15 protein-coding genes are annotated in these 19,563 nt (G+C 71.2%); 14 read left to right on the top strand and 1 reads right to left on the bottom strand.

Annotated features, from left to right (window positions below; translation table 11 throughout):
• Positions 1-33: 33 nt before the first annotated feature.
• The 3 genes from ABZY12_RS14175 to ABZY12_RS14165 all read left to right on the top strand — a co-directional run bounded on the left by ABZY12_RS14175 (position 34) and on the right by ABZY12_RS14165 (position 4,957).
• Positions 34-2,400, top strand: a complete 2,367-nt coding sequence (locus tag ABZY12_RS14175; RefSeq protein WP_356889835.1) for a UvrD-helicase domain-containing protein — start codon at positions 34-36, stop codon at positions 2,398-2,400.
• 388 nt (positions 2,401-2,788) lie between these two features.
• On the top strand, positions 2,789-4,216 hold the full coding sequence (locus tag ABZY12_RS14170; RefSeq protein WP_356889833.1) for an NAD-dependent malic enzyme: 1,428 nt from the start codon (positions 2,789-2,791) through the stop codon (positions 4,214-4,216).
• 459 nt (positions 4,217-4,675) lie between these two features.
• On the top strand, positions 4,676-4,957 hold the full coding sequence (locus ABZY12_RS14165; protein WP_017237029.1) for an HU family DNA-binding protein: 282 nt from the start codon (positions 4,676-4,678) through the stop codon (positions 4,955-4,957).
• A 90-nt stretch (positions 4,958-5,047) separates the two neighbouring features.
• Here ABZY12_RS14165 and murA read toward each other — a convergent pair whose 3' ends face one another.
• Positions 5,048-6,388 carry a UDP-N-acetylglucosamine 1-carboxyvinyltransferase gene (gene murA / locus ABZY12_RS14160; RefSeq protein ID WP_356889831.1) on the bottom strand — a complete coding sequence of 447 codons (1,341 nt, stop codon included), beginning with the start codon at positions 6,386-6,388 and terminating at the stop codon, positions 5,048-5,050.
• A 252-nt stretch (positions 6,389-6,640) separates the two neighbouring features.
• On the opposite strand from murA, the gene ABZY12_RS14155 reads away from it, so the two are divergent.
• From ABZY12_RS14155 to ABZY12_RS14105, 11 genes are all read left to right on the top strand, one after another.
• Positions 6,641-7,201 carry a YqgE/AlgH family protein gene (locus ABZY12_RS14155; RefSeq protein ID WP_356889829.1) on the top strand — a complete coding sequence of 187 codons (561 nt, stop codon included), beginning with the start codon at positions 6,641-6,643 and terminating at the stop codon, positions 7,199-7,201.
• Positions 7,202-7,230: 29 nt separating this feature from the next.
• Positions 7,231-7,518 (top strand): DUF3039 domain-containing protein, encoded by a 288-nt coding sequence (locus ABZY12_RS14150; RefSeq protein WP_356889827.1) that lies wholly within the window; start codon positions 7,231-7,233, stop codon positions 7,516-7,518.
• Positions 7,519-7,745: 227 nt separating this feature from the next.
• Positions 7,746-9,053: an extracellular solute-binding protein gene (locus ABZY12_RS14145; protein WP_356889825.1), complete on the top strand. Its 1,308-nt coding sequence runs from the start codon at positions 7,746-7,748 to the stop codon at positions 9,051-9,053.
• On the top strand, positions 9,050-10,141 hold the full coding sequence (locus ABZY12_RS14140; RefSeq protein ID WP_356889823.1) for a sugar ABC transporter permease: 1,092 nt from the start codon (positions 9,050-9,052) through the stop codon (positions 10,139-10,141). Before ABZY12_RS14145 ends, ABZY12_RS14140 begins: the two co-directional genes overlap by 4 nt.
• A complete protein-coding gene (locus tag ABZY12_RS14135; protein WP_356889821.1) occupies positions 10,138-10,977 on the top strand; it encodes a carbohydrate ABC transporter permease in 840 nt (279 codons plus the stop codon). The genes ABZY12_RS14140 and ABZY12_RS14135 overlap by 4 nt, the downstream gene beginning before the upstream one ends.
• Before the next feature lie 4 nt (positions 10,978-10,981).
• Positions 10,982-12,634, top strand: coding sequence for a beta-N-acetylhexosaminidase (locus tag ABZY12_RS14130; protein WP_356889819.1), 1,653 nt, complete (start codon positions 10,982-10,984; stop codon positions 12,632-12,634).
• Between the two features lie 225 nt (positions 12,635-12,859).
• The gene (locus tag ABZY12_RS14125; protein ID WP_356889817.1) at positions 12,860-13,735 is read left to right on the top strand and encodes an FAD binding domain-containing protein; all 876 of its coding nucleotides are present in this window, start codon (positions 12,860-12,862) and stop codon (positions 13,733-13,735) included.
• Positions 13,732-15,063: a 2Fe-2S iron-sulfur cluster-binding protein gene (locus ABZY12_RS14120; RefSeq protein WP_356889815.1), complete on the top strand. Its 1,332-nt coding sequence runs from the start codon at positions 13,732-13,734 to the stop codon at positions 15,061-15,063. The genes ABZY12_RS14125 and ABZY12_RS14120 overlap by 4 nt, the downstream gene beginning before the upstream one ends.
• Positions 15,060-17,390, top strand: a complete 2,331-nt coding sequence (locus ABZY12_RS14115; protein WP_356889813.1) for a molybdopterin cofactor-binding domain-containing protein — start codon at positions 15,060-15,062, stop codon at positions 17,388-17,390. Before ABZY12_RS14120 ends, ABZY12_RS14115 begins: the two co-directional genes overlap by 4 nt.
• Before the next feature lie 129 nt (positions 17,391-17,519).
• Entirely contained in the window at positions 17,520-17,978 is a 459-nt protein-coding gene (locus ABZY12_RS14110) for a hypothetical protein (RefSeq protein WP_356889811.1), read from the top strand.
• Between the two features lie 87 nt (positions 17,979-18,065).
• Positions 18,066-19,562, top strand: a complete 1,497-nt coding sequence (locus ABZY12_RS14105; RefSeq protein WP_356889809.1) for a hypothetical protein — start codon at positions 18,066-18,068, stop codon at positions 19,560-19,562.
• The last annotated feature ends 1 nt before the right edge of the window (position 19,563 follow it).

The raw sequence follows: 19,563 nt of genomic DNA, 5'->3' as shown, positions 1-19,563 counted from the left end.
GGCGGGGGCAGTGCACGTCAGAAGGGGGCCTCGGTGGCCGCGCAGGAAGCCGTCGGTGTGGTCGACACGGTCCGGGACCGCGAGATCGGCGTCGAACAGGAACACTTGGATCAGGTCTACCACCGCCTCGAGGAGAAGATCCACGAGGCGGAGTTCCTGATGAACGACGCCGCCAAGCGCGGCCAGGTCGGCACGCCCGGCGCACTCGCCGAGCGCGACGCCCAGGTCTTCCGGGCCGGCGTCCACCTCAACCGGCTCAACAACGAGTTCGAGGACTTCCTCTTCGGCCGGATCGACCTGCTGTACGGCAAGGACGGCAAGAAGGGCCCCGACGGCGCGTACACCTCCGTCGAGCCCGCCGAGGACGCCGTACGGCCCGACAACACGGCCGAGATCGGCGAAACCCTCCACATCGGCCGGATCGGCGTCCTCGACTCCGACTACGCGCCGCTCGTCATCGACTGGCGCGCGCCCGCCGCCGCGCCCTTCTACCGCTCCACCCCGGTCGACCCCGGCCGGGTGGTGCGCCGCCGGGTCATCCGCTCCAAGGGCCGCAAGGTGCTCGGCGTCGAGGACGACCTGATGCGCCCCGAGCTGAAGGCGACCCTCGACGGGCGCGAGCTGCCGGTGATCGGCGACGGCGCCCTGATGGCCGCGCTCGGCCAGGCCCGCAGCCACACCATGCGCGACATCGTCGCCAGCATCCAGGCCGAGCAGGACCTCGTCATCCGGGCGCCCGCCGCCTCCGTGACGTACGTCGAGGGCGGCCCGGGCACCGGAAAGACGGCGGTCGCCCTGCACCGGGCGGCCTACCTGCTCTACCAGGACCGGCGCCGGTACGCGGGCGGCATCCTCATCGTCTCCCCGACCCCCCTGCTCGTCTCGTACACCGAGGGGGTGCTGCCCTCCCTCGGCGAGGAGGGCCAGGTCGCCATCCGGGCGCTCGGCTCCCTGGTGGACGGTGTGGAGGCCACCGCCTACGACGATCCGGCCGTGGCCCGGATCAAGGGCTCCTCCCGGATGCTCGCCGTCCTGCGCAAGGCGGCCCGTGGCGCCCTGGAGACCCCCGCGCCCAAGGCCCAGGTCCAGCCGGCCCTGGGAGAGGACGAGGACGAGGCCGCCCCGGCCCCCGCCGCCACGCCCACCCGCCTCCGGGTCGTCGCCTTCGGCCGCCGCTTGGAGCTGGAGGCCGACGAGCTCCGGCGGATCCGGCACAACGTCCTCGGCGGCTCGGCGCCCGTCAACCTGCTGCGCCCCCGCGCCCGCCGTCTTCTGCTCGACGCGCTGTACGCCAAGTCCGGCGCCGCCGGCCGCCACAGCGACCCCGAACTCGCGGCCGAGCTGCGCTCCTCCTTCGACGAGGACGTCTCCACCGAGGACTCCTTCCTCTTCTTCCTCGACGCCTGGTGGCCCGAGCTCACCCCCCGCCAGGTCCTCGGCGCGATGGCCGACGAGAAGCGCCTCGGACGCTGGGCCCGGCGCGTGCTCAACCCGGGCGAGATCCGGCGCGTGGCCCGTTCGCTGCGCCGCGACGCGCTCTCCGTGCACGACGTGGCGCTCCTGGACGAGCTGCACACCCTCCTCGGAGCCCCGGCCCGGCCCCGCAAGAAGCGGGAGTACGACCCGCTGGACCAGCTGACGGGGCTGGAGGAGCTGATGCCCGTACGGGAGGAGACGCAGCGCGAGCGGGCCGAGCGGCTCGCGGCCGAGCGCACCGAGTACGCGCACGTCATCGTCGACGAGGCCCAGGACCTCACCCCCATGCAGTGGCGGATGGTCGGCAGGCGCGGACGGCACGCCACCTGGACGGTCGTCGGCGACCCGGCGCAGTCCTCCTGGTCGACGCCGGACGAGGCCGCCGAGGCCCGGGACGAGGCGCTCGGCAGCAGGCCGCGCCGCCGCTTCGAGCTGACCGTGAACTACCGCAACCCGGCCGAGATCGCCGAGCTGGCCGCCAAGGTCCTCGCGCTCGCCATGCCGGGCAAGGAGTCGCCGCGCGCGGTCCGCTCCACGGGTGTGGAGCCGCGCTTCGTGGCCGTGGGGGAGCCCACGGCGGGGTCGCACGATCTGGCCGGAATCGTGCGGTCGGAGGCGAGCCGTCTTCTCGACCAGGTGGACGGCACGGTCGGTGTCGTGGTCGCCATGAACCGGCGGGAGCAGGCCGCCCGCTGGCTCTCCGGCCTCGGCGACCGGGTGGTGGCGCTGGGCTCCCTGGAGGCCAAGGGGCTGGAGTACGACGCCACGGTGGTCGTCTCGCCGGCGGAGATCGCCGACGAGTCCCCGGCCGGGCTGCGCGTCCTCTACGTGGCGCTGACCCGGGCCACCCAGCAGCTGACGGTGGTCTCGGGCGCCCGTGACGTGCCCGACGCGCAGGGCGTGCCGGATCTGCTGAGGGACTGATCGGGGCCTGGACCGCAGCCGATTTCAGGTCAACCCGCGCGAGAGGAATCACTTACCAGGGTGGTTTGTTAGCCTTGTCGTGGCACCGGCTCGATCCAAGCCCCCGGGCCCAACCTTCGTCCCTCAGAGGGACCACTTGCCGCGAGGCGAGCATGGCGGGTCGGTGCCACTTGTACGTACATACAGAAGAGGTCCGTGATCACCCCCGGGTGATCACGGACCTCTTCTGTTTCTCCGCGGTCTCTCGTATGGTGGAAACTACTTTCCGAAAACAAAATGACCGCATTACCTGCTACCGGCAGGTAGGTGCGACCATCGGAGGGCGCCGCCGGGCAACCAGCCGGGGCGGCGTAGCAACGAAGCTCAGGGAAAGCAGAGGAACTCGGCCATGGCAACGGCGCCCAGCGTCTCGTACTCGATGACGGTCCGGCTGGAGGTTCCCGCGAGCGGGACCGCGGTCTCCCAGCTCACCACGGCCGTGGAGTCCCACGGCGGCTCGGTCACCGGCCTCGATGTGACCGCCTCCGGCCACGAGAAGCTCCGGATCGACGTCACCATCGCCGCCACCTCCACCGCGCACGCCGACGAGATCGTCGAGCAGCTGCGCGGCATCGAGGGCGTCACGCTGGGCAAGGTCTCCGACCGTACGTTCCTGATGCACCTCGGCGGCAAGATCGAGATGGCGTCCAAGCACCCCATCCGCAACCGTGACGACCTCTCCATGATCTACACCCCCGGTGTGGCCCGGGTGTGCATGGCGATCGCCGAGAACCCCGAGGACGCCCGCCGCCTCACCATCAAGCGCAACTCCGTCGCAGTCGTGACGGACGGCTCCGCCGTCCTCGGCCTCGGCAACATCGGCCCCATGGCCGCCCTGCCCGTCATGGAGGGCAAGGCGGCCCTCTTCAAGCGCTTCGCGGGCATCGACGCCTGGCCGATCTGCCTGGACACCCAGGACTCCGACGCCATCGTCGAGATCGTCAAGGCGATCGCCCCCGGCTTCGCCGGCATCAACCTCGAGGACATCTCCGCACCCCGCTGCTTCGAGATCGAGGCCCGGCTGCGCGAGGCCCTCGACATCCCCGTCTTCCACGACGACCAGCACGGCACCGCGATCGTCGTCCTGGCCGCCCTCACCAACGCGCTGCGCGTGGTGGGCAAGGGGATCGGGGACGTACGGGTCGTCATGTCCGGCGCGGGCGCGGCCGGTACGGCCATCCTGAAGCTGCTCATCGCGGCGGGCGTCAAGCACGCCGTCGTCGCCGACATCCACGGTGTCGTGCACGCCGGCCGTCCCGATCTCGTCGACGCGGCCCCCGGCACGCCGCTGCGCTGGATCGCCGACAACACCAACCCCGAGGGCGTCACCGGCACCCTCAAGCAGGCCGTCGTCGGCGCCGACGTGTTCATCGGCGTCTCGGCCCCGAACCTGCTCGGCGCGGAGGACGTGGCCGCCATGGCCAAGGACTCCATCGTGTTCGCGCTCGCGAACCCGGACCCCGAGGTCGACCCCGCGATCGCCCGTCAGACGGCGGCGGTCGTGGCCACCGGCCGCTCGGACTTCCCCAACCAGATCAACAACGTGCTGGTCTTCCCCGGCGTCTTCCGCGGTCTGCTGGACGCGCAGTCCCGCACCGTCAACACGGAGATGATGCTGGCGGCCGCCTCGGCCCTCGCCGATGTGGTCACCGAAGACGAGCTGAACGCCAACTACATCATCCCGTCGGTGTTCAACGACAAGGTCGCGGGCGCCGTCGCGGGCGCCGTCCGCAACGCCGCCAAGGCGGCCGGCGCGGGCGCCGACAGCGGCGCCTGAGACCGGCTTGGAGCGGGGCCGCTTCCCGGGAGGCCTCGGGGGCCGTGACAGGCGCCCCGGAGGGCTCTGCGGGCCGCCTCGGGGCGGTCTCGCGCCCGGATTCCCGCCAGCCCTCGTGATGTGGCGGTCCCCACCTCCGCCTCAGGAACGGCGCGTCGCGAGTCGCGGCGCCGTAAACCCGCCTTTAGGGTGGCGGTTCGGCTCCAAAGAGTTTCGGCGGAGTCGACGGAACGTCACCACGCCAGTGGCCGTGGCGCTTTTCGTGTGACCCCAGGGGGTGCCGGATTGGCGTTCCCGCCGCTGGTGGGGGCAGGATGCCTATTCGGGCGCGAGGGTCTGTCAGCAGACCCGGGTCCGGGGACTGTCCGAGGGCCCTGGCAGCATCGGCTTCGCTGTGCCCAATGTGCGGCCTCGCCGCGTGGCACGCCTCAACAGCAAGAAGAACACGGGAGTAACAACATGAACCGCAGTGAGCTGGTGGCCGCCCTGGCCGACCGCGCCGAGGTGACCCGCAAGGACGCCGACGCCGTGCTGGCCGCGCTCGCCGAGACCGTCGGCGAGGTCGTCGCCAAGGGCGACGAGAAGGTCACCATCCCCGGCTTCCTGACCTTCGAGCGCACCCACCGTGCCGCTCGCACCGCGCGCAACCCGCAGACCGGCGACCCGATCAACATCCCGGCCGGCTACAGCGTGAAGGTCTCCGCGGGCTCGAAGCTCAAGGAAGCCGCCAAGGGCAAGTAAGCCAAGGGCTTGTAAGCCGCCTCAGGGCGGCAGAAAGGGCGGTCACCCTGTCAGGGGGTGGCCGCCCTTCCGTTCGTCCGTGTGCGGGCGCTACACCAGCGCGCTGCCCGGCAGCTCGACCTTGGCGCCGAGCTCCACGAGCTTCTCCATGAAGTTCTCGTAGCCGCGGTTGATCAGGTCGATGCCGTGGACCCGGGAGGTCCCCTGCGCCGCGAGAGCCGCGATGAGGTACGAGAAGCCGCCGCGCAGGTCGGGGATGACCAGATCGGCGCCCTGGAGCTTCGTCGGGCCCGACACGACCGCCGAGTGGAGGAAGTTGCGCTGCCCGAAGCGGCAGTCCGAACCGCCCAGGCACTCGCGGTACAGCTGGATGTGAGCACCCATCTGGTTCAGCGCCGAGGTGAAACCGAGCCGGGACTCGTACACCGTCTCGTGGACGATGGAGAGACCCGCGGCCTGCGTCAGGGCCACCACCAGCGGCTGCTGCCAGTCGGTCTGGAATCCGGGGTGCACGTCCGTCTCCAGGGCGATCGCGTTGAGCGAGCCGCCCGGGTGCCAGAAGCGGATGCCCTCGTCGTCGATCTCGAAGGCACCACCCACCTTCCGGTAGGTGTTCAGGAACGTCATCATCGAGCGCTGCTGGGCGCCGCGGACGTAGATGTTGCCCTCGGTCGCCAGCGCCGCCGACGCCCAGGAGGCCGCCTCCAGGCGGTCCGGGAGCGCCCGGTGGGTGTAGCCGTCGAGCTTGTCGACACCGGTGATCCGGATGGTCCGGTCGGTGTCCATGGAGATGATCGCGCCCATTTTCTGCAGGACGCAGATCAGGTCCTCGATCTCCGGCTCCACGGCGGCGTTGGAGAGCTCGGTGACACCCTCCGCGAGCACGGCCGTGAGCAGAACCTGCTCGGTCGAGCCGACCGAGGGGTACGGGAGCCGGATCTTGGTGCCGCGCAGCCGCTGCGGGGCCTCCAGGTACTGGCCGTCCGCCCGCTTCTCGATGGTCGCGCCGAACTGGCGCAGCACGTCGAAGTGGAAGTCGATCGGCCGGCCGCCGATGTCGCAGCCGCCCAGGCCCGGGATGAAGGCGTGGCCGAGGCGGTGCAGCAGCGGACCGCAGAACAGGATCGGGATGCGCGACGAACCGGCGTGGGCGTCGATGTCGGCCACATTGGCGGATTCGACGTGCGTCGGGTCGAGGACCAGCTCGCCCGGCTCGTCGCCGGGGCGGACCGTCACACCGTGCAACTGGAGCAGCCCGCGGACCACCCGCACGTCACGGATGTCGGGCACGTTGCGCAGCCGGCTCGGCCCGCTGCCGAGAAGGGCGGCGACCATCGCCTTGGGCACGAGGTTCTTCGCGCCGCGGACGCGGATCTCGCCCTCCAGCGGGGTTCCGCCGTGGACAAGCAGTACATCGTCTGTGCCGGTCATGAATCTCGCGTTCCGAGTCGTCGGGCAGGGGGCCAGGGAAAAGGGTAAGGGGGGAGAGCGCCCTTGACCGCAGTCCGAGGGCCCCCGGCAGATGTAATGAATTCGGCACAACACCCTCTGTTCACCTGATCTTGCGGAGCGTCACCGTCCGTTTGTGTGCGCGAGTGTCGGGGACGTCCGTCCTGAACTGCGTCGGCGTCCATCGGTCCCTTGTGCCCCCGCGAACGCCGAAGATGCGGGATCATGTGTCGCATGACCGAGGTGTCCTCGCTCACAGGACGGCTGCTCGTCGCCACCCCCGCCCTGGCGGACCCGAACTTCGACCGCGCGGTGGTGCTCCTCCTCGACCACGACGACGAGGGCTCCCTCGGCGTGGTCCTGAACCGGCCGACCCCCGTGACGGTCGGTGACATCCTCGAAGCCTGGGCCGATCTGGCCGGGGAACCGGGCGTCGTGTTCCAGGGCGGCCCCGTCTCGCTCGACGCGGCGCTCGGCCTGGCGGTGATCCCGGGCGACGAGGGCCCGCTCGGCTGGCGCCGGGTGCACGGTGCGATCGGTCTGGTCGACCTGGAGACCCCGCCCGAGCTGCTCGGCCCCGCGCTGGGCTCCCTGCGGATCTTCGCCGGGTACGCCGGCTGGGGACCGGGCCAGCTGGAGGTGGAGCTCGGCGAGGGCGCGTGGTACGTCGTCGAGTCCGAACCGGGTGACGTCTCCTCCCCGCGCCCCGAGAGCCTCTGGCGAGAGGTCCTGCGGCGCCAGCGGGGCGACCTGGCGATGGTGGCGACGTACCCGGACGATCCCTCCCTCAACTGAGCCGTCCGGTTTTCAGTACTCTTGGCCCCATGAGCACTCTCGAGCCCGAGCGCGGGGCAGGTACGGGAACCCTCGTCGAGCCGACGCCGCAGGTGTCCCACGGTGACGGCGACCACGAGCGCTACGCCCACTATGTCCAGAAGGACAAGATCATGGCGAGCGCCCTCGACGGCACTCCCGTGGTGGCACTGTGCGGCAAGGTCTGGGTACCGGGGCGCGACCCCAAGAAGTACCCCGTCTGTCCGATGTGCAAGGAGATCTACGAGTCCATGGGCCCCGGCGGGGACAAGGACAAGGGCGGCAAGGGCGACAAGTAACAAGGCTCTCACGTCGGGGACGGCCCCCGGTGTGCGTACTTCGGTACGCATGCCGGGGGCCGTCCCGCGTGGCGGCCCCGTCGCGGCGTTGCACGGAGTGCTTCCGCCGGTCACAGAGTGGTTGAGACCACTTGTCCGGGCGTTGGTCCGGCCCTAACCTCTCGCGTGTTGTGCAGCACGAAACGCCCGTTGCGTATGCTGCAACGTTGATTGGTGGGAGCCCCCGAATGAAGCTTTCTGCCCGCATCGCCGCCCCGGTCGCCGCCCTCGTGCTGGCGGGCCTCACCGCCACCGCCTGCGCCCCGCAGACCTCCGACGGCAAGGCCGCCACCGACGAGAAGACCGGCACCCTGCGCGTCTGGCTCTTCCAGGAGGTCAACAACAAGCCCAAGGAGCGGGTCGTCGACGCGGCCGTCGCGGCCTTCGAGCAGCGGCACGAAGGCGCGAAGGTGGAGGTCGAGTACATCCCCGTCGACACCCGTGCCCAGCGCATCAAGGCCGCCTTCAACGACCCGGAGTCCGCCCCGGACCTCATCGAGTACGGCAACACCGACACCGCCGGCTATGTGAAGGACGGCGGACTCGCCGACATCAGCGCCGAGTTCGGAGCCTGGGCCGACGCCAAGGACACCGACCCCACCGCCAAGTCCTCCGTCACGGTGGACGGCAGGGTCTACGGCGCGCCGCTCTTCGTCGGCGTCCGCGCGCTGTACTACCGCACCGATGTCTTCAAGGAGCTCGGCCTCACCGCCCCCAAGTCCCAGGCGGAACTGATCTCCACCGCGAAGAAGATCCGCAAGGCCAGGCCCGAGCTGTACGGAATCGCCGTCGGCGGCGCGTACACCTACGGCGCGATGCCCTTCATCTGGGCCAACGGAGGCGAACTCGCCACCGTGAACGGCTCGTCGTACAAGTCGGCCGTCAACAGCGAGGCCGCACGCAAGGGCATCTCCTCCTACACCTCGCTCTTCGGCGACGACAACTGCCCGGCCGCCAAGTGCGCCCAGATGGGCGGCAACGCGACCGTCACCGCCTTCGCCTCCGGCAAGGCCGCGATGGCGATCGGCGGCGACTTCAGCCACGCGGCCGTCGAAGCGGGCACGGTGAAGGGCAAGTACGCGGTCGTACCGCTGCCGGGTGTCACGGCGGGCTCCATCGCCCCCGCCTTCGCGGGCGGCAACAACCTCGGGGTGCTGAAGAGCAGTTCGCACCGCACGCTCGCCGTCGACCTGATGAAGTCCCTCGCCGGCAAGGAGACCCAGGGCAAGCTCTTCGATGCGATGGGCTTTCTGCCCACCTACACCGACGTCCGGGCGCGGGCGGCGCGGAAGGAGCCGTTCGTGAAGCCCTTCATCGACTCCCTCGCCGCCGGCGCCAAGTTCGTCCCCGCGTCGCCGGGCTGGGGCCAGATCGATGCCTCGCTGGTGCTTCCGACGATGTTCCAGGAGGTCGTGAGCGGCCGCAAGGACGTCAGGACCGCCTCGGACGACGCCGCGAAGAAGATGGACGAGGCCTTCGCGACCGCGGGCCGATGACCATGCCGAACGGTACGAAGCCCGATGGTACGAAGCCGAACGGTACGAAGGCAGGCACGGCGGCCGGGACCGGGGCCGAGGCCGGCGCCTCCGCGCCCCGGGCTCCCGGGCCCCGTCGGAGCACGGATCCGCAGCGGTTCACGTCCGGGACCGGGCTGAAGACCGGGCCCGGGACCGGGTCCAGCCGGAGCGGTTCCGGGGCCGGGTCCCGGAACCGCTCCGGCTGGACACCCTGGCTCTACCTCCTGCCCGCGCTCGTCGTCCTCGGCGGGCTCCTGATCTACCCCATCTACCAGCTCGGGCTCATCTCCTTCCTGGAGTACACCCAGGCCCAGGTCAGCGGCGGCGAGCCGACCTCCTTCCAGGGCTTCGGCAACTACACCGCCCTCTTCTCCGACCCCCAGTTCTGGCAGGTCCTCCTCGCCACCGTCCTGTTCGCCGCGGCCTGCGTCGTCACCACGCTCGCCGCGGGCTGCGCGCTCGCGGTCCTCCTCACCCGCGTACGGGCCGTCCCCCGGCTCGCCCTGATGCTGGCCGCCCTCGGCGCCTGGGCCACCCCCGCCGTCACCGGCTCCACCGTCTGGGTCTTCCTCTTCGACCCCGACTTCGGGCCCGTCAACCGGGTCCTCGGCCTCGGCGACTTCTCCTGGACGTACGGGCGCTACAGCGCCTTCGCCCTGGTCCTCTTCGAGGTCGTCTGGTGCTCGTTCCCGTTCGTGATGGTCACCGTCTACGCGGGCATCAAGGCCATCCCCGGCGAGGTCCTGGAGGCCGCCGCCCTCGACGGCGCCTCCCAGTGGCGGATCTGGCGCTCGGTCACGGCGCCGATGCTCCGGCCCATCCTGGTCGTCGTCACGATCCAGTCGATCATCTGGGACTTCAAGGTCTTCACCCAGATCTACGTCATGACGGGCGGCGGCGGCATCGCCGGCCAGAACCTCGTCCTCAACGTGTACGCCTACCAGAAGGCGTTCGCCTCGTCCCAGTACAGCCTGGGTTCGGCGATCGGCGTCGTCATGCTGCTGATCCTGCTGGCGGTCACCCTGGTGTACCTCCGTCTGCTGCGCCGCCAGGGAGAAGAACTGTGAGCGCGTTCCGTGTCCGCCGCCCCGGCCGCCTCGCGGCGGAGGCGGCCGCCCTCCTCGTCGCGGCCCTCGTCGCCTTCCCGCTGTACTGGATGGTCCTCTCCGCCTTCAAGCCGGCCGGTGAGATCCAGTCGACCGAGCCCCGGCCGTGGACGCTGTCCCCGTCCCTCGACTCCTTCCGGCGCGTCTTCGAGCAGCAGGAGTTCGGCCGCTACTTCCTCAACTCACTGACCGTGGCGGGGACGGTGGTCCTCGCCTCCGTCCTCATCGCCTTCCTGGCGGCGACGGCCGTCACCCGGTTCCGCTTCCGGTTCCGGACGACCCTGCTGATCATGTTCCTGGTCGCCCAGATGGTGCCGATCGAGGCGCTGACCATTCCGCTCTTCTTCCTGATGCGGGACTTCGGCCAGCTCAACACGCTGGGCTCGCTGATCCTGCCGCACATCGCCTTCTCGCTGCCGTTCGCGATCTGGATGCTGCGCGGGTTCGTCAAGGCGGTACCCGAGGCGCTGGAGGAACAGGCGCAGATCGACGGCGCGAGCCGGACCCGGTTCCTGTGGCAGATCCTCTTCCCGCTGGTCTTCCCCGGACTCGTGGCGACGAGCGTCTTCTCGTTCATCTCGACCTGGAACGACTTCCTCTTCGCGAAGTCCTTCCTCATCAGCGACACCTCGCAGTCGACCCTCCCGATGGCGCTACTGGTCTTCTTCAAGCCGGACGAGAACGACTGGGGAGGGATCATGGCGGGGTCGACCGTCATGACGGTCCCGGTGCTCGTCTTCTTCGTACTCGTACAGCGCCGTCTGGTCTCCGGACTCGGCGGAGCGGTGAAGGACTGACGCGATGCCCGAGAGCCACCTGATTCCCGCGCCGCTGGTGACGGAGCGCCGGGGCGGCGCTCCCGGCGTCCGCTCGCTCGACGAGCGGACCACACTCGACGCCGGGCCCGGCACGGAGGGCACCGCGCGCTGGTTGCGGACGGCGCTCGGTGCCGCGACCGGCCTGCCGTTCCCGGACGGCCGGGGCCCCGATCCGTACGGGATCACGCTGCGGATCAGTGCCGACGTGGAGCGCGAGCACGGCCCGGAGGGCTACCGGCTGTCCACCGACGGCACCGTCGCGGACGCCGCCGTCCTCATCGAGGGCGGCGGCCCCGCCGGGGTCTTCTGGGGCGCCCAGACGCTCCGACAGCTGCTGGGGCCCGACGCGTACCGGAAGGCGCCCGTCCGGCGCGGCGCCCGTGACCTTCCCCCGATCGCCGTCGAGGACGCGCCCCGCTTCCGCTGGCGCGGGCTCATGCTCGACGTCGCGCGGCACTTCCTGCCCAAGGACGACGTCCTGCGCTACGTCGACCTGCTCGCCGCCCACAAGCTCAACGTCCTCCACCTCCACCTCACCGACGACCAGGGCTGGCGCATCGAGATCAAGCGTCACCCCAAGCTCACCGAGGTCGGCGCCTGGCGGGCGCGGACCAAGTGGGGGCACCGGGCGTCGCCGCTGTGGAACGAGACACCGCACGGCGGGTTCTACACCCAGGACGACATCCGCGAGATCGTCGCCCACGCCTCCGAACGGCACATCACCGTCGTCCCCGAGATCGACATCCCCGGCCACTCGCAGGCCGCCATCGCCGCCTACCCCGAACTGGGCAACAGCGACGTCGTCGACACGGCCGCGCTCACCGTCTGGGACACCTGGGGCGTCAACCCGAACGTACTCGCTCCCACCGACGACGTCCTGCGGTTCTACGAGGGCGTCTTCGAGGAGGTCCTCGACCTCTTCCCTTCGACGTTCATCCATGTGGGCGGCGACGAGTGCCCCAAGGACCAGTGGAAGCGGTCGGCCACCGCCCAGACCCGCATCGAGGAGCTCGGGCTCGCCGACGAGGACGCCCTGCAGGCCTGGTTCGTCCGCCACTTCGACGGCTGGCTCGCCGACCGGGGCCGGCGCCTGATCGGCTGGGACGAGATCCTGGAGGGCGGTCTGGCGCCGGGCGCGACCGTCTCCTCCTGGCGCGGCTACGCGGGCGGGATCACGGCCGCCGAGGCCGGCCACGACGTCGTCATGTGTCCCGAGCAGCACGTGTATCTGGACCACCGTCAGGCGCCGGGCGAGGACGAGCCGATGCCCATCGGATTCGTACGGACCCTGGAGGACGTCTACCGCTTCGAGCCCGTACCGCCGTCCCTGTCGCCCGACGCGGCCGCCCGTGTCATCGGCGCCCAGGCCAACGTCTGGACCGAGGTGATGGAGAACCGGGACCGCGTCGACTACCAGGTCTTCCCCCGCCTCGCCGCCTTCGCCGAGGTCGTCTGGTCGGCCCTCCCCGTACCCCTCGAACGGGACTTCGCGGATTTCGAGCGGCGGATGACCTCCCACTACCGGCGCCTCGACGCCCTCGGCGTCGCCTACCGCCCGCCGGCCGGCCCGGCGCCCTGGCAGCGCCGTCCCGGAGTGCTCGGCCGACCCCTCGAGGGAGCGCCCCCGAACGTGTGAGCCACCTCGCTCCCCGACGTCACCCAAGTGCGGCAAATGGGAAGTTACCGTCTCTCGTGGGACGTCCTGGACGGAAGCTTCCTTCGTGGACCCTCGCGCCGGACGGCCCCGAAGATGTGCCAGAGTTGCCACGTCCAGGCTGTGAGCACGTACGGTACGGCCACACAGGCGTCACAGCCGCGGACGAGTCGGGGACCGCCGGGGACACCGGGAAGGGGCAGCGGGTTGACCACGCACGCACCACAGACGGCGCAGTCCGTGACGCTGCCCGCCTCGCTCGACGAGGCCGTGGCGGCGCTCACCGCCATGCCGGCCGCCGTGCCCGTCGCGGGCGGCACCGACCTGATGGCCGCCGTCAACAAGGGCCAGCTCCGGCCGGCCGGGCTCGTCGGTCTCGGCCGGATCAACGAGATCCGCGGCTGGCAGTACCAGGACGGTCACGCGCTGCTCGGCGCCGGTCTCACCCACTCCCGCATGGGCCGCCCCGACTTCGCCGCCCTCATCCCCGCCCTCGCCGCGGCCGCGCGGGCCGCGGGGCCGCCCCAGATCCGCAACGCCGGCACCCTGGGCGGCAACGTCGTCACCGCCGCGCCCACGGGCGACTCGCTGCCCGTCCTGGCGGCCCTCGAGGCCGACCTCGTCGTCATGGGGCCGCTCGGCACGCGCGAGATCCCCGTCTCCCATCTGCTGGCGGGCCGCGACCTGCTGGCCCCGGGCGAGCTGGTCGCCTTCGTCCGCGTGCCCCTGCTGCACGCCCCCCAGGTCTTCCTCAAGGCCACCGGCCGTACCGGCCCGGCCCGCGCCACCGCGTCCGTCGCCGTCGTCCTGGACCCGGCCAGGCGCGGCGTGCGCTGCGCGGTGGGCGCCATCGCGCCGATGCCACTGCGGCCGCTGGAGGCGGAGCACTGGATCGCCTCGCTGGTGGACTGGGACGGCGAGCGGGGTCTCGCGCCGGAGGCGTTGACGGCGTTCGGCGAGTACGTGGCCGCCGCCTGCATCCCTGACCCGCAGGGTGACGAGCAGCTGCCGCCGGCCGTACTGCACCTGCGGCGCACCGTCGCCGCGCTGGCCCGACGAGCACTGGGGAGGGCGCTGTCGTGAGCAACGAGCACGATGACCTGACAGGTGGCTGGGAGCCGATCCCGCAGAGCGAGGGGTACGACGGCGATGCCACCGCCTTCGTCCAGCTGCCGCCCGAGTTCATGCTCGACGGCGTCCCGCTGGAGGCGCCGGGACACGGTTACGTACCGCCGATGATCACGCCCCTGACGCCCCTGACGCCGTCGGCGGCGACCGACCCGGCGGCGACGGACCAGTGGGTGGTGCCGCAGCACGCGGACGCGGCGGAGCCGGACCCGCACGCGACGGGGCAGTGGAGCTTCACGGAGGCGCACGAGGGTCACGAGGGGCCTGGGGCGCACGAGGGGCTTGGGGCGCACGAGGTTCCGGGGACGCACGAGGTTCCCGGGGTGGACGCGGGGCTGACGGGTCAGTGGAGGATCCCGGTCGCACCGGACAGTTCGGACGACTCGGGCGAGTACACGGCCTCGATGCTGACGCAGTACGCGAACAGCGCTCCGGCGACCCTGCCCGGCGGCGCGCCGGCGCCATGGGCGGAGGCCGTTTCCGTGCCGGAGCCGCCCGAGGAGGCACGGGAGCCGGAGTTCGAGGCGGAGCCCGCACCGGAGCCGGAGCCGGAGCTTGGGCCGGAGCCCGTACCGGAGCCGGAGTTCCAGGCGGAGTCCGCACCGGAACCGGCGTTTCAGGCGGAGCCCGTACCGGAACCGGCGTTTCAGGCGGAGTCCGCACCGGAGGGGGCGGCGGAGGAGGCACAGACCCCCGCCGTCTCCACGGGCAGCAGCGCGGACAGCGACGAGCACCCGCACACCTCGTACGTCCTGCGGGTGAACGGCGCCGACCGCCCCGTCACCGACTCCTGGATCGGCGAGTCCCTGCTCTACGTGCTGCGCGAGCGGCTCGGCCTGGCGGGCGCCAAGGACGGCTGCTCGCAGGGCGAGTGCGGTGCGTGCAACGTCCAGGTCGACGGCCGGCTCGTCGCATCCTGCCTGGTGCCCGCGGCGACGGCCGCCGGCAGCGAGGTACGTACGGTCGAGGGCCTCGCGTCCGACGGCGAACCGTCCGACGTGCAGCGCGCGCTGGCGAAGTGCGGGGCCGTCCAGTGCGGCTTCTGCGTCCCGGGCATGGCGATGACCGTCCACGACCTCCTGGAGGGCAACCACGCCCCCACGGAGCTGGAGACCCGCCAGGCGCTCTGCGGCAACCTCTGCCGCTGCTCCGGCTACCGGGGCGTCCTCGACGCCGTACGGGAGGTCGTCGCCGAGCGCGAGGCGAGCGCGGCGGCGGAGCACGCCGGCGAAACGCGTATCCCGCACCAGATCCCCCACCCGCACGACGGAGGCATGGCGTGAGCAGCGACGCGACCACCGCCACCACCACCGGCGCCACGGGCGCCACCGCGCTCGACGGCGACCAGCAGGAGCTGCCGCCCCACGGCCTGGGCGTTTCGCTCCCGCCGGCCGACGCGCGGGCCAAGACCGAGGGCACGTTCCCGTACGCCTCCGACCTCTGGGCCGAGGGTCTGCTGTGGGCCGCGCTGCTGCGCTCGCCGCACCCGCATGCCCGGATCGTCTCGATCGACACGACGGCGGCGGCCGAGATGCCCGGCGTACGGGCCGTGGTGACGCACGCCGACGTGCCGGGGGAGGCGACGTACGGCCGTACCGTCGCGGACCGCCCGGTCTTCGCCTCCGAGCTGGTCCGCCACCACGGCGAGGCGATCGCGGCCGTGGCCGCCGACCACCCGGACACGGCCCGGCTCGCGGCGGCCGCCATCGCCGTCGAGTACGAGATCCTCGAACCGGTCACCGACCCGGAGAAGGCCTTCGCCGCGCCCGCCCTGCACCCCGACGGGAACCTGATCCGGCACATCCCGCTGCGCTTCGGCGACGCCGAGGCGGCCGGAGAGGTCGTGGTCGAGGGGCTCTACCGCATCGGGCGCCAGGACCCGGCGCCGATCGGCGCCGAGGCGGGACTCGCCGTACCGCGCCCCGACGGCGGTGTCGAGATCTACACCGCGTCCACCGACCCGCACACCGACCGGGACCTCGCCGCGGCCTGCTTCGGCCTGGCGCCCGACCAGGTGAAGGTCGTCGTCACGGGCGTGCCCGGCGCGACCGGCGACCGTGAGGACCCCGGTTTCCAGATCCCGCTGGGTCTGCTGGCCCTGCGTACCGGCTGCCCGGTCAAACTGACCGCCACCCGCGAGGAGTCCTTCCTCGGGCACGCCCACCGCCATCCGACCCTGCTGCGCTACCGCCACCACGCGGACGCGGAGGGCAGGCTCGTGAAGGTGGAGGCGCAGATCCTGCTCGACGCGGGCGCGTACGCCGACGCCTCCTCCGAGTCGCTGGCCGCCGCGGTCTCCTTCGCCTGCGGCCCGTACGTCGTGCCGCACGCCTTCATCGAGGGCTGGGCGGTCCGTACGAACAACCCTCCGTCCGGCCATGTGCGGGGCGAGGGCGCGATGCAGGTGTGCGCGGCGTACGAGGCGCAGATGGACAAGCTGGCCGCCAAGCTGGGCCTGGACCCGGCCGACCTGCGTCTGCGCAACGTCCTCGCCACCGGCGACATCCTCCCCACCGGTCAGACGGTGACCTGCCCGGCGCCGGTCGCCGAACTCCTCTCCGCCGTACGCGACTTCCCGCTGCCCGCCCTGCCCCTGGACACCCCGGAGGACGACTGGCTGCTGCCGGGCGGCCCGGAGGGCGCGGGCGAACCGGGTGCGGTGCGGCGGGGCGTCGGATACGCCCTGGGCATGGTCCACATGCTCGGCGCCGAGGGCGCGGACGAGGTGTCGACGGCGACGGTGAAGGTCCAGGACGGGGTCGCGACCGTGATCTGCTCGGCCGTGGACACCGGTTCCGGCTTCACCACCCTCGCCCGCCAGATCGTCCAGGAGACGCTTGGCATCGACGAGGTCCACGTCGCCGGCGTCGACACGGACCAGCCCCCGGCGGGGCCGGCCACGCACGGCCGCCACACGTGGGTGTCGGGCGGTGCGGTCGAACGCGCCGCCAAGATGGTCCGCACCCAGCTGCTCCAGCCCCTGGCCCACAAGTTCGGCATGTCCACCGAGCTGCTCCAGATCACGGACGGCAAGATCACCTCGTACGACGGTGTCCTGTCGACCACGGTCACGGAGGCGATGGACGGCAAGGAACTCTGGGCGACCGCACAGTGCCGCCCCCACCCGACCGAGCCCTTGGACGACTCGGGCCAGGGCGACGCCTTCGTCGGCCTCGCCTTCTGCGCGATCCGCGCGGTGGTGGACGTCGACATCGAACTCGGCTCGGTCCGCGTGGTGGAGATGGCCGTGGCCCAGGACGTCGGCCGCGTCCTCAACCCCGCCCAACTGGCCACCCGCATCGAAGCGGGCATCACCCAGGGCGTCGGCGCGGCCCTGACGGAGAACCTCCGCACGGCCCGCGGCCTGGTCCGCCACCCGGACCTGACGGGCTACGCACTCCCGACATCACTGGACGCCCCGGACATTCGCATCGTGAAACTGGTCGAGGAACGCGACGTCGTGGCCCCCTTCGGCGCGAAGGCGGCGAGCGCGGTCCCGGTGGTCACCTCCCCGGCGGCGGTGGCCTCAGCGGTCCGCGCGGCAACCGGACGCCCCGTCAACCGCCTCCCGATCAGACCACAGGCGGCGGTGGCCGTGCCCAATTCGTAACCATGTGATTCGCGTTGCTCTTGCAACCGGGAGGTGCGCTGTGTCAGTCCTCCTCGGTACAGTGAACTTCTAGACTTGGCTCGGCTTTTCTTGTCTTGGTCTGTTTTGGTTCACGGGGGAGGGACACACATGCTGGCACCTATGGATGGCGGCGCGTCGGGGGCGCGGAGCGTCGCGTACGACTCCGAGTCCATGCTGGAGTTCAAGAAGGGCATCGACGAGCTGATCGTCATGCTCACCGAATCTCCCGCGAGCTCCGAGAAGTTGGCCGCGGAGCCCGTCACTCGCAACCAGTTCGGCGGCGGTGGGCCGTCCTGGATCGAGGCGTCCGGCATCTTCGATTCGTACAACACCGTGCTCAAGCAGCTGACGACGCTCTCCAGTGTGCTGGGCGACTGCCTGGAGGGCATGGGGATCGCGGTCGTCATGTCGAAGAACGGCATGGAGAAGACGGACGACGACATCAAGTACCGGATGCTCGAGATCAGTCAGCGGGCTGCGGACGTGAAGAAGCAGGTCGAGGCGGAGACCGCGAAGAACTCGCCGCAGCCGCGTGCCACGATCAGCAACCAGACGACACTCGATTGATGATCGCCCGGCCGGACCGAGTAACGGACGCGGGAAACACGGGGAAGAGACGATGATGGAGATCGACATCTGCGGAGGTGTGGCGGCATGACCGACTTCCAGAGCATGTCGCACCAGAAGATGCTGGAGTGGCTGGACGAGGCCAGCAGCTTCTACGTCAGGGAAGCGGCGGACAGGCTGGCTGCCGCCGCCGTGAAGATGGACGAGATCGCCGAGCAGGTGAAGGTTCGCCCTGGCCGGGTGAACTGGCAGGGCGAAGCCGAGAAGGCCTTCATGGAGTGGACGGCGGGCCTGGCGAGCAGCACGCGCAGCCTGTCCGACTACAGCGAGAACGCGGCGGCGCGTATGCGTGACGTGGCTGTGGCGATCGCCGCGGCACAGAGCGCCATCCCGCGCTACACCTCGCACGCGGACGCCAAGGAGAACCTGGCAGCGGCACAGAAGTACCGCAACGACCCGGACTCGGCCACGGTGGCGAGGAACGCCCGCTCCTCGATGGCGGAGGACGGCGCGGACGCGAAGGCCATCGCGGCGAAGGAGGAGGCCAACCGCCAGGCCGCCGCCCGCGAGATGGAGCGCCTCTCCTCGTCGTACAAGGAGTCGGGCCAGCTGATGGAGCGGTTCCCCGCTCCTACGTTCCCGCCGCCGCCAGGCGACTTCGTGCCGAAAGACTCAGGTCTTCGTGCCGGTTCGGATGGGATGACGCGCTCAAGCGGGGATGACAGCAACACGGTTGCCGATTCTCGGACCACGACGACGCGTTCTCAGGACCCTCGGTCAACGACAGAGGTTGGAGTCGTTCCTCCGTCGGATGACAAGACCGGGCCGACGCTCGTGGTGCGTCCCGAAGTCCCCGTAGACCTGGGCATCGACAACGTCGGCACTCTGCCCCCGCCGACGACCACGACGCCTCCGAGTACGCCGCCTGCTCTTGGTAGGCCTGAGACGGGGTTGACACCTCCGTTGGTGGTTCCTCCCACGGTGGGCACGCCTCCGGTGAGTGGTGGCCGTGGCGTTACGCCTCCGACCGGTTCGCGTGCTCCGCTGGGCCCGCTCGGCCGGACTGGTCTTGCGTCTCCCAACCCCTTGGGTGGTGGCACCATGCCCCGCGACGGCATTTCCGGCGGCCGACCGGTGCCACCGAACGCGGGACGGGCGGCAACGGGCATCCCGCGCAGCCCTGTGATCGGGAACGAGCACGGCACGGGCACGGGCCGCGCGCCCATGGGCCCCGGAATGGGCGGTGGCCAGATGGGCCCGGGCGGCGGGCAGAACGGCATCAGCGGCGGTCGCCGTCTCGCCGTCGAGACCGGTGGCGTCGTCGGAGGTCGTCCGCAGCAGCCTGGTGCGGCGAGTGCCCGTCCGTTCACGCCGGGAGGATCGGGGCTTGTGCGGGGCGGAACGCCCGCCGGTGCGGGCGCCGGGACGGGTCCGGTCGGACGTGGCGCGGGAATGGCTTCGGGCGCCCATGGTGCGGGTTCCCGGCGCGAGGACAGCAATGGAGAGCGGCCGGACTACCTCGTCGAGGACGAGGAGACCTGGCAGCAGGGCGGTCGTCGAGTCGCACCGCCTGTCATCGACTGAT

It is taken from the genome of Streptomyces sp. NPDC006551 (assembly GCF_040611675.1).
Lineage (GTDB): Bacteria > Actinomycetota > Actinomycetes > Streptomycetales > Streptomycetaceae > Streptomyces.
This window is presented reverse-complemented; position numbering and strand designations above follow the sequence as displayed.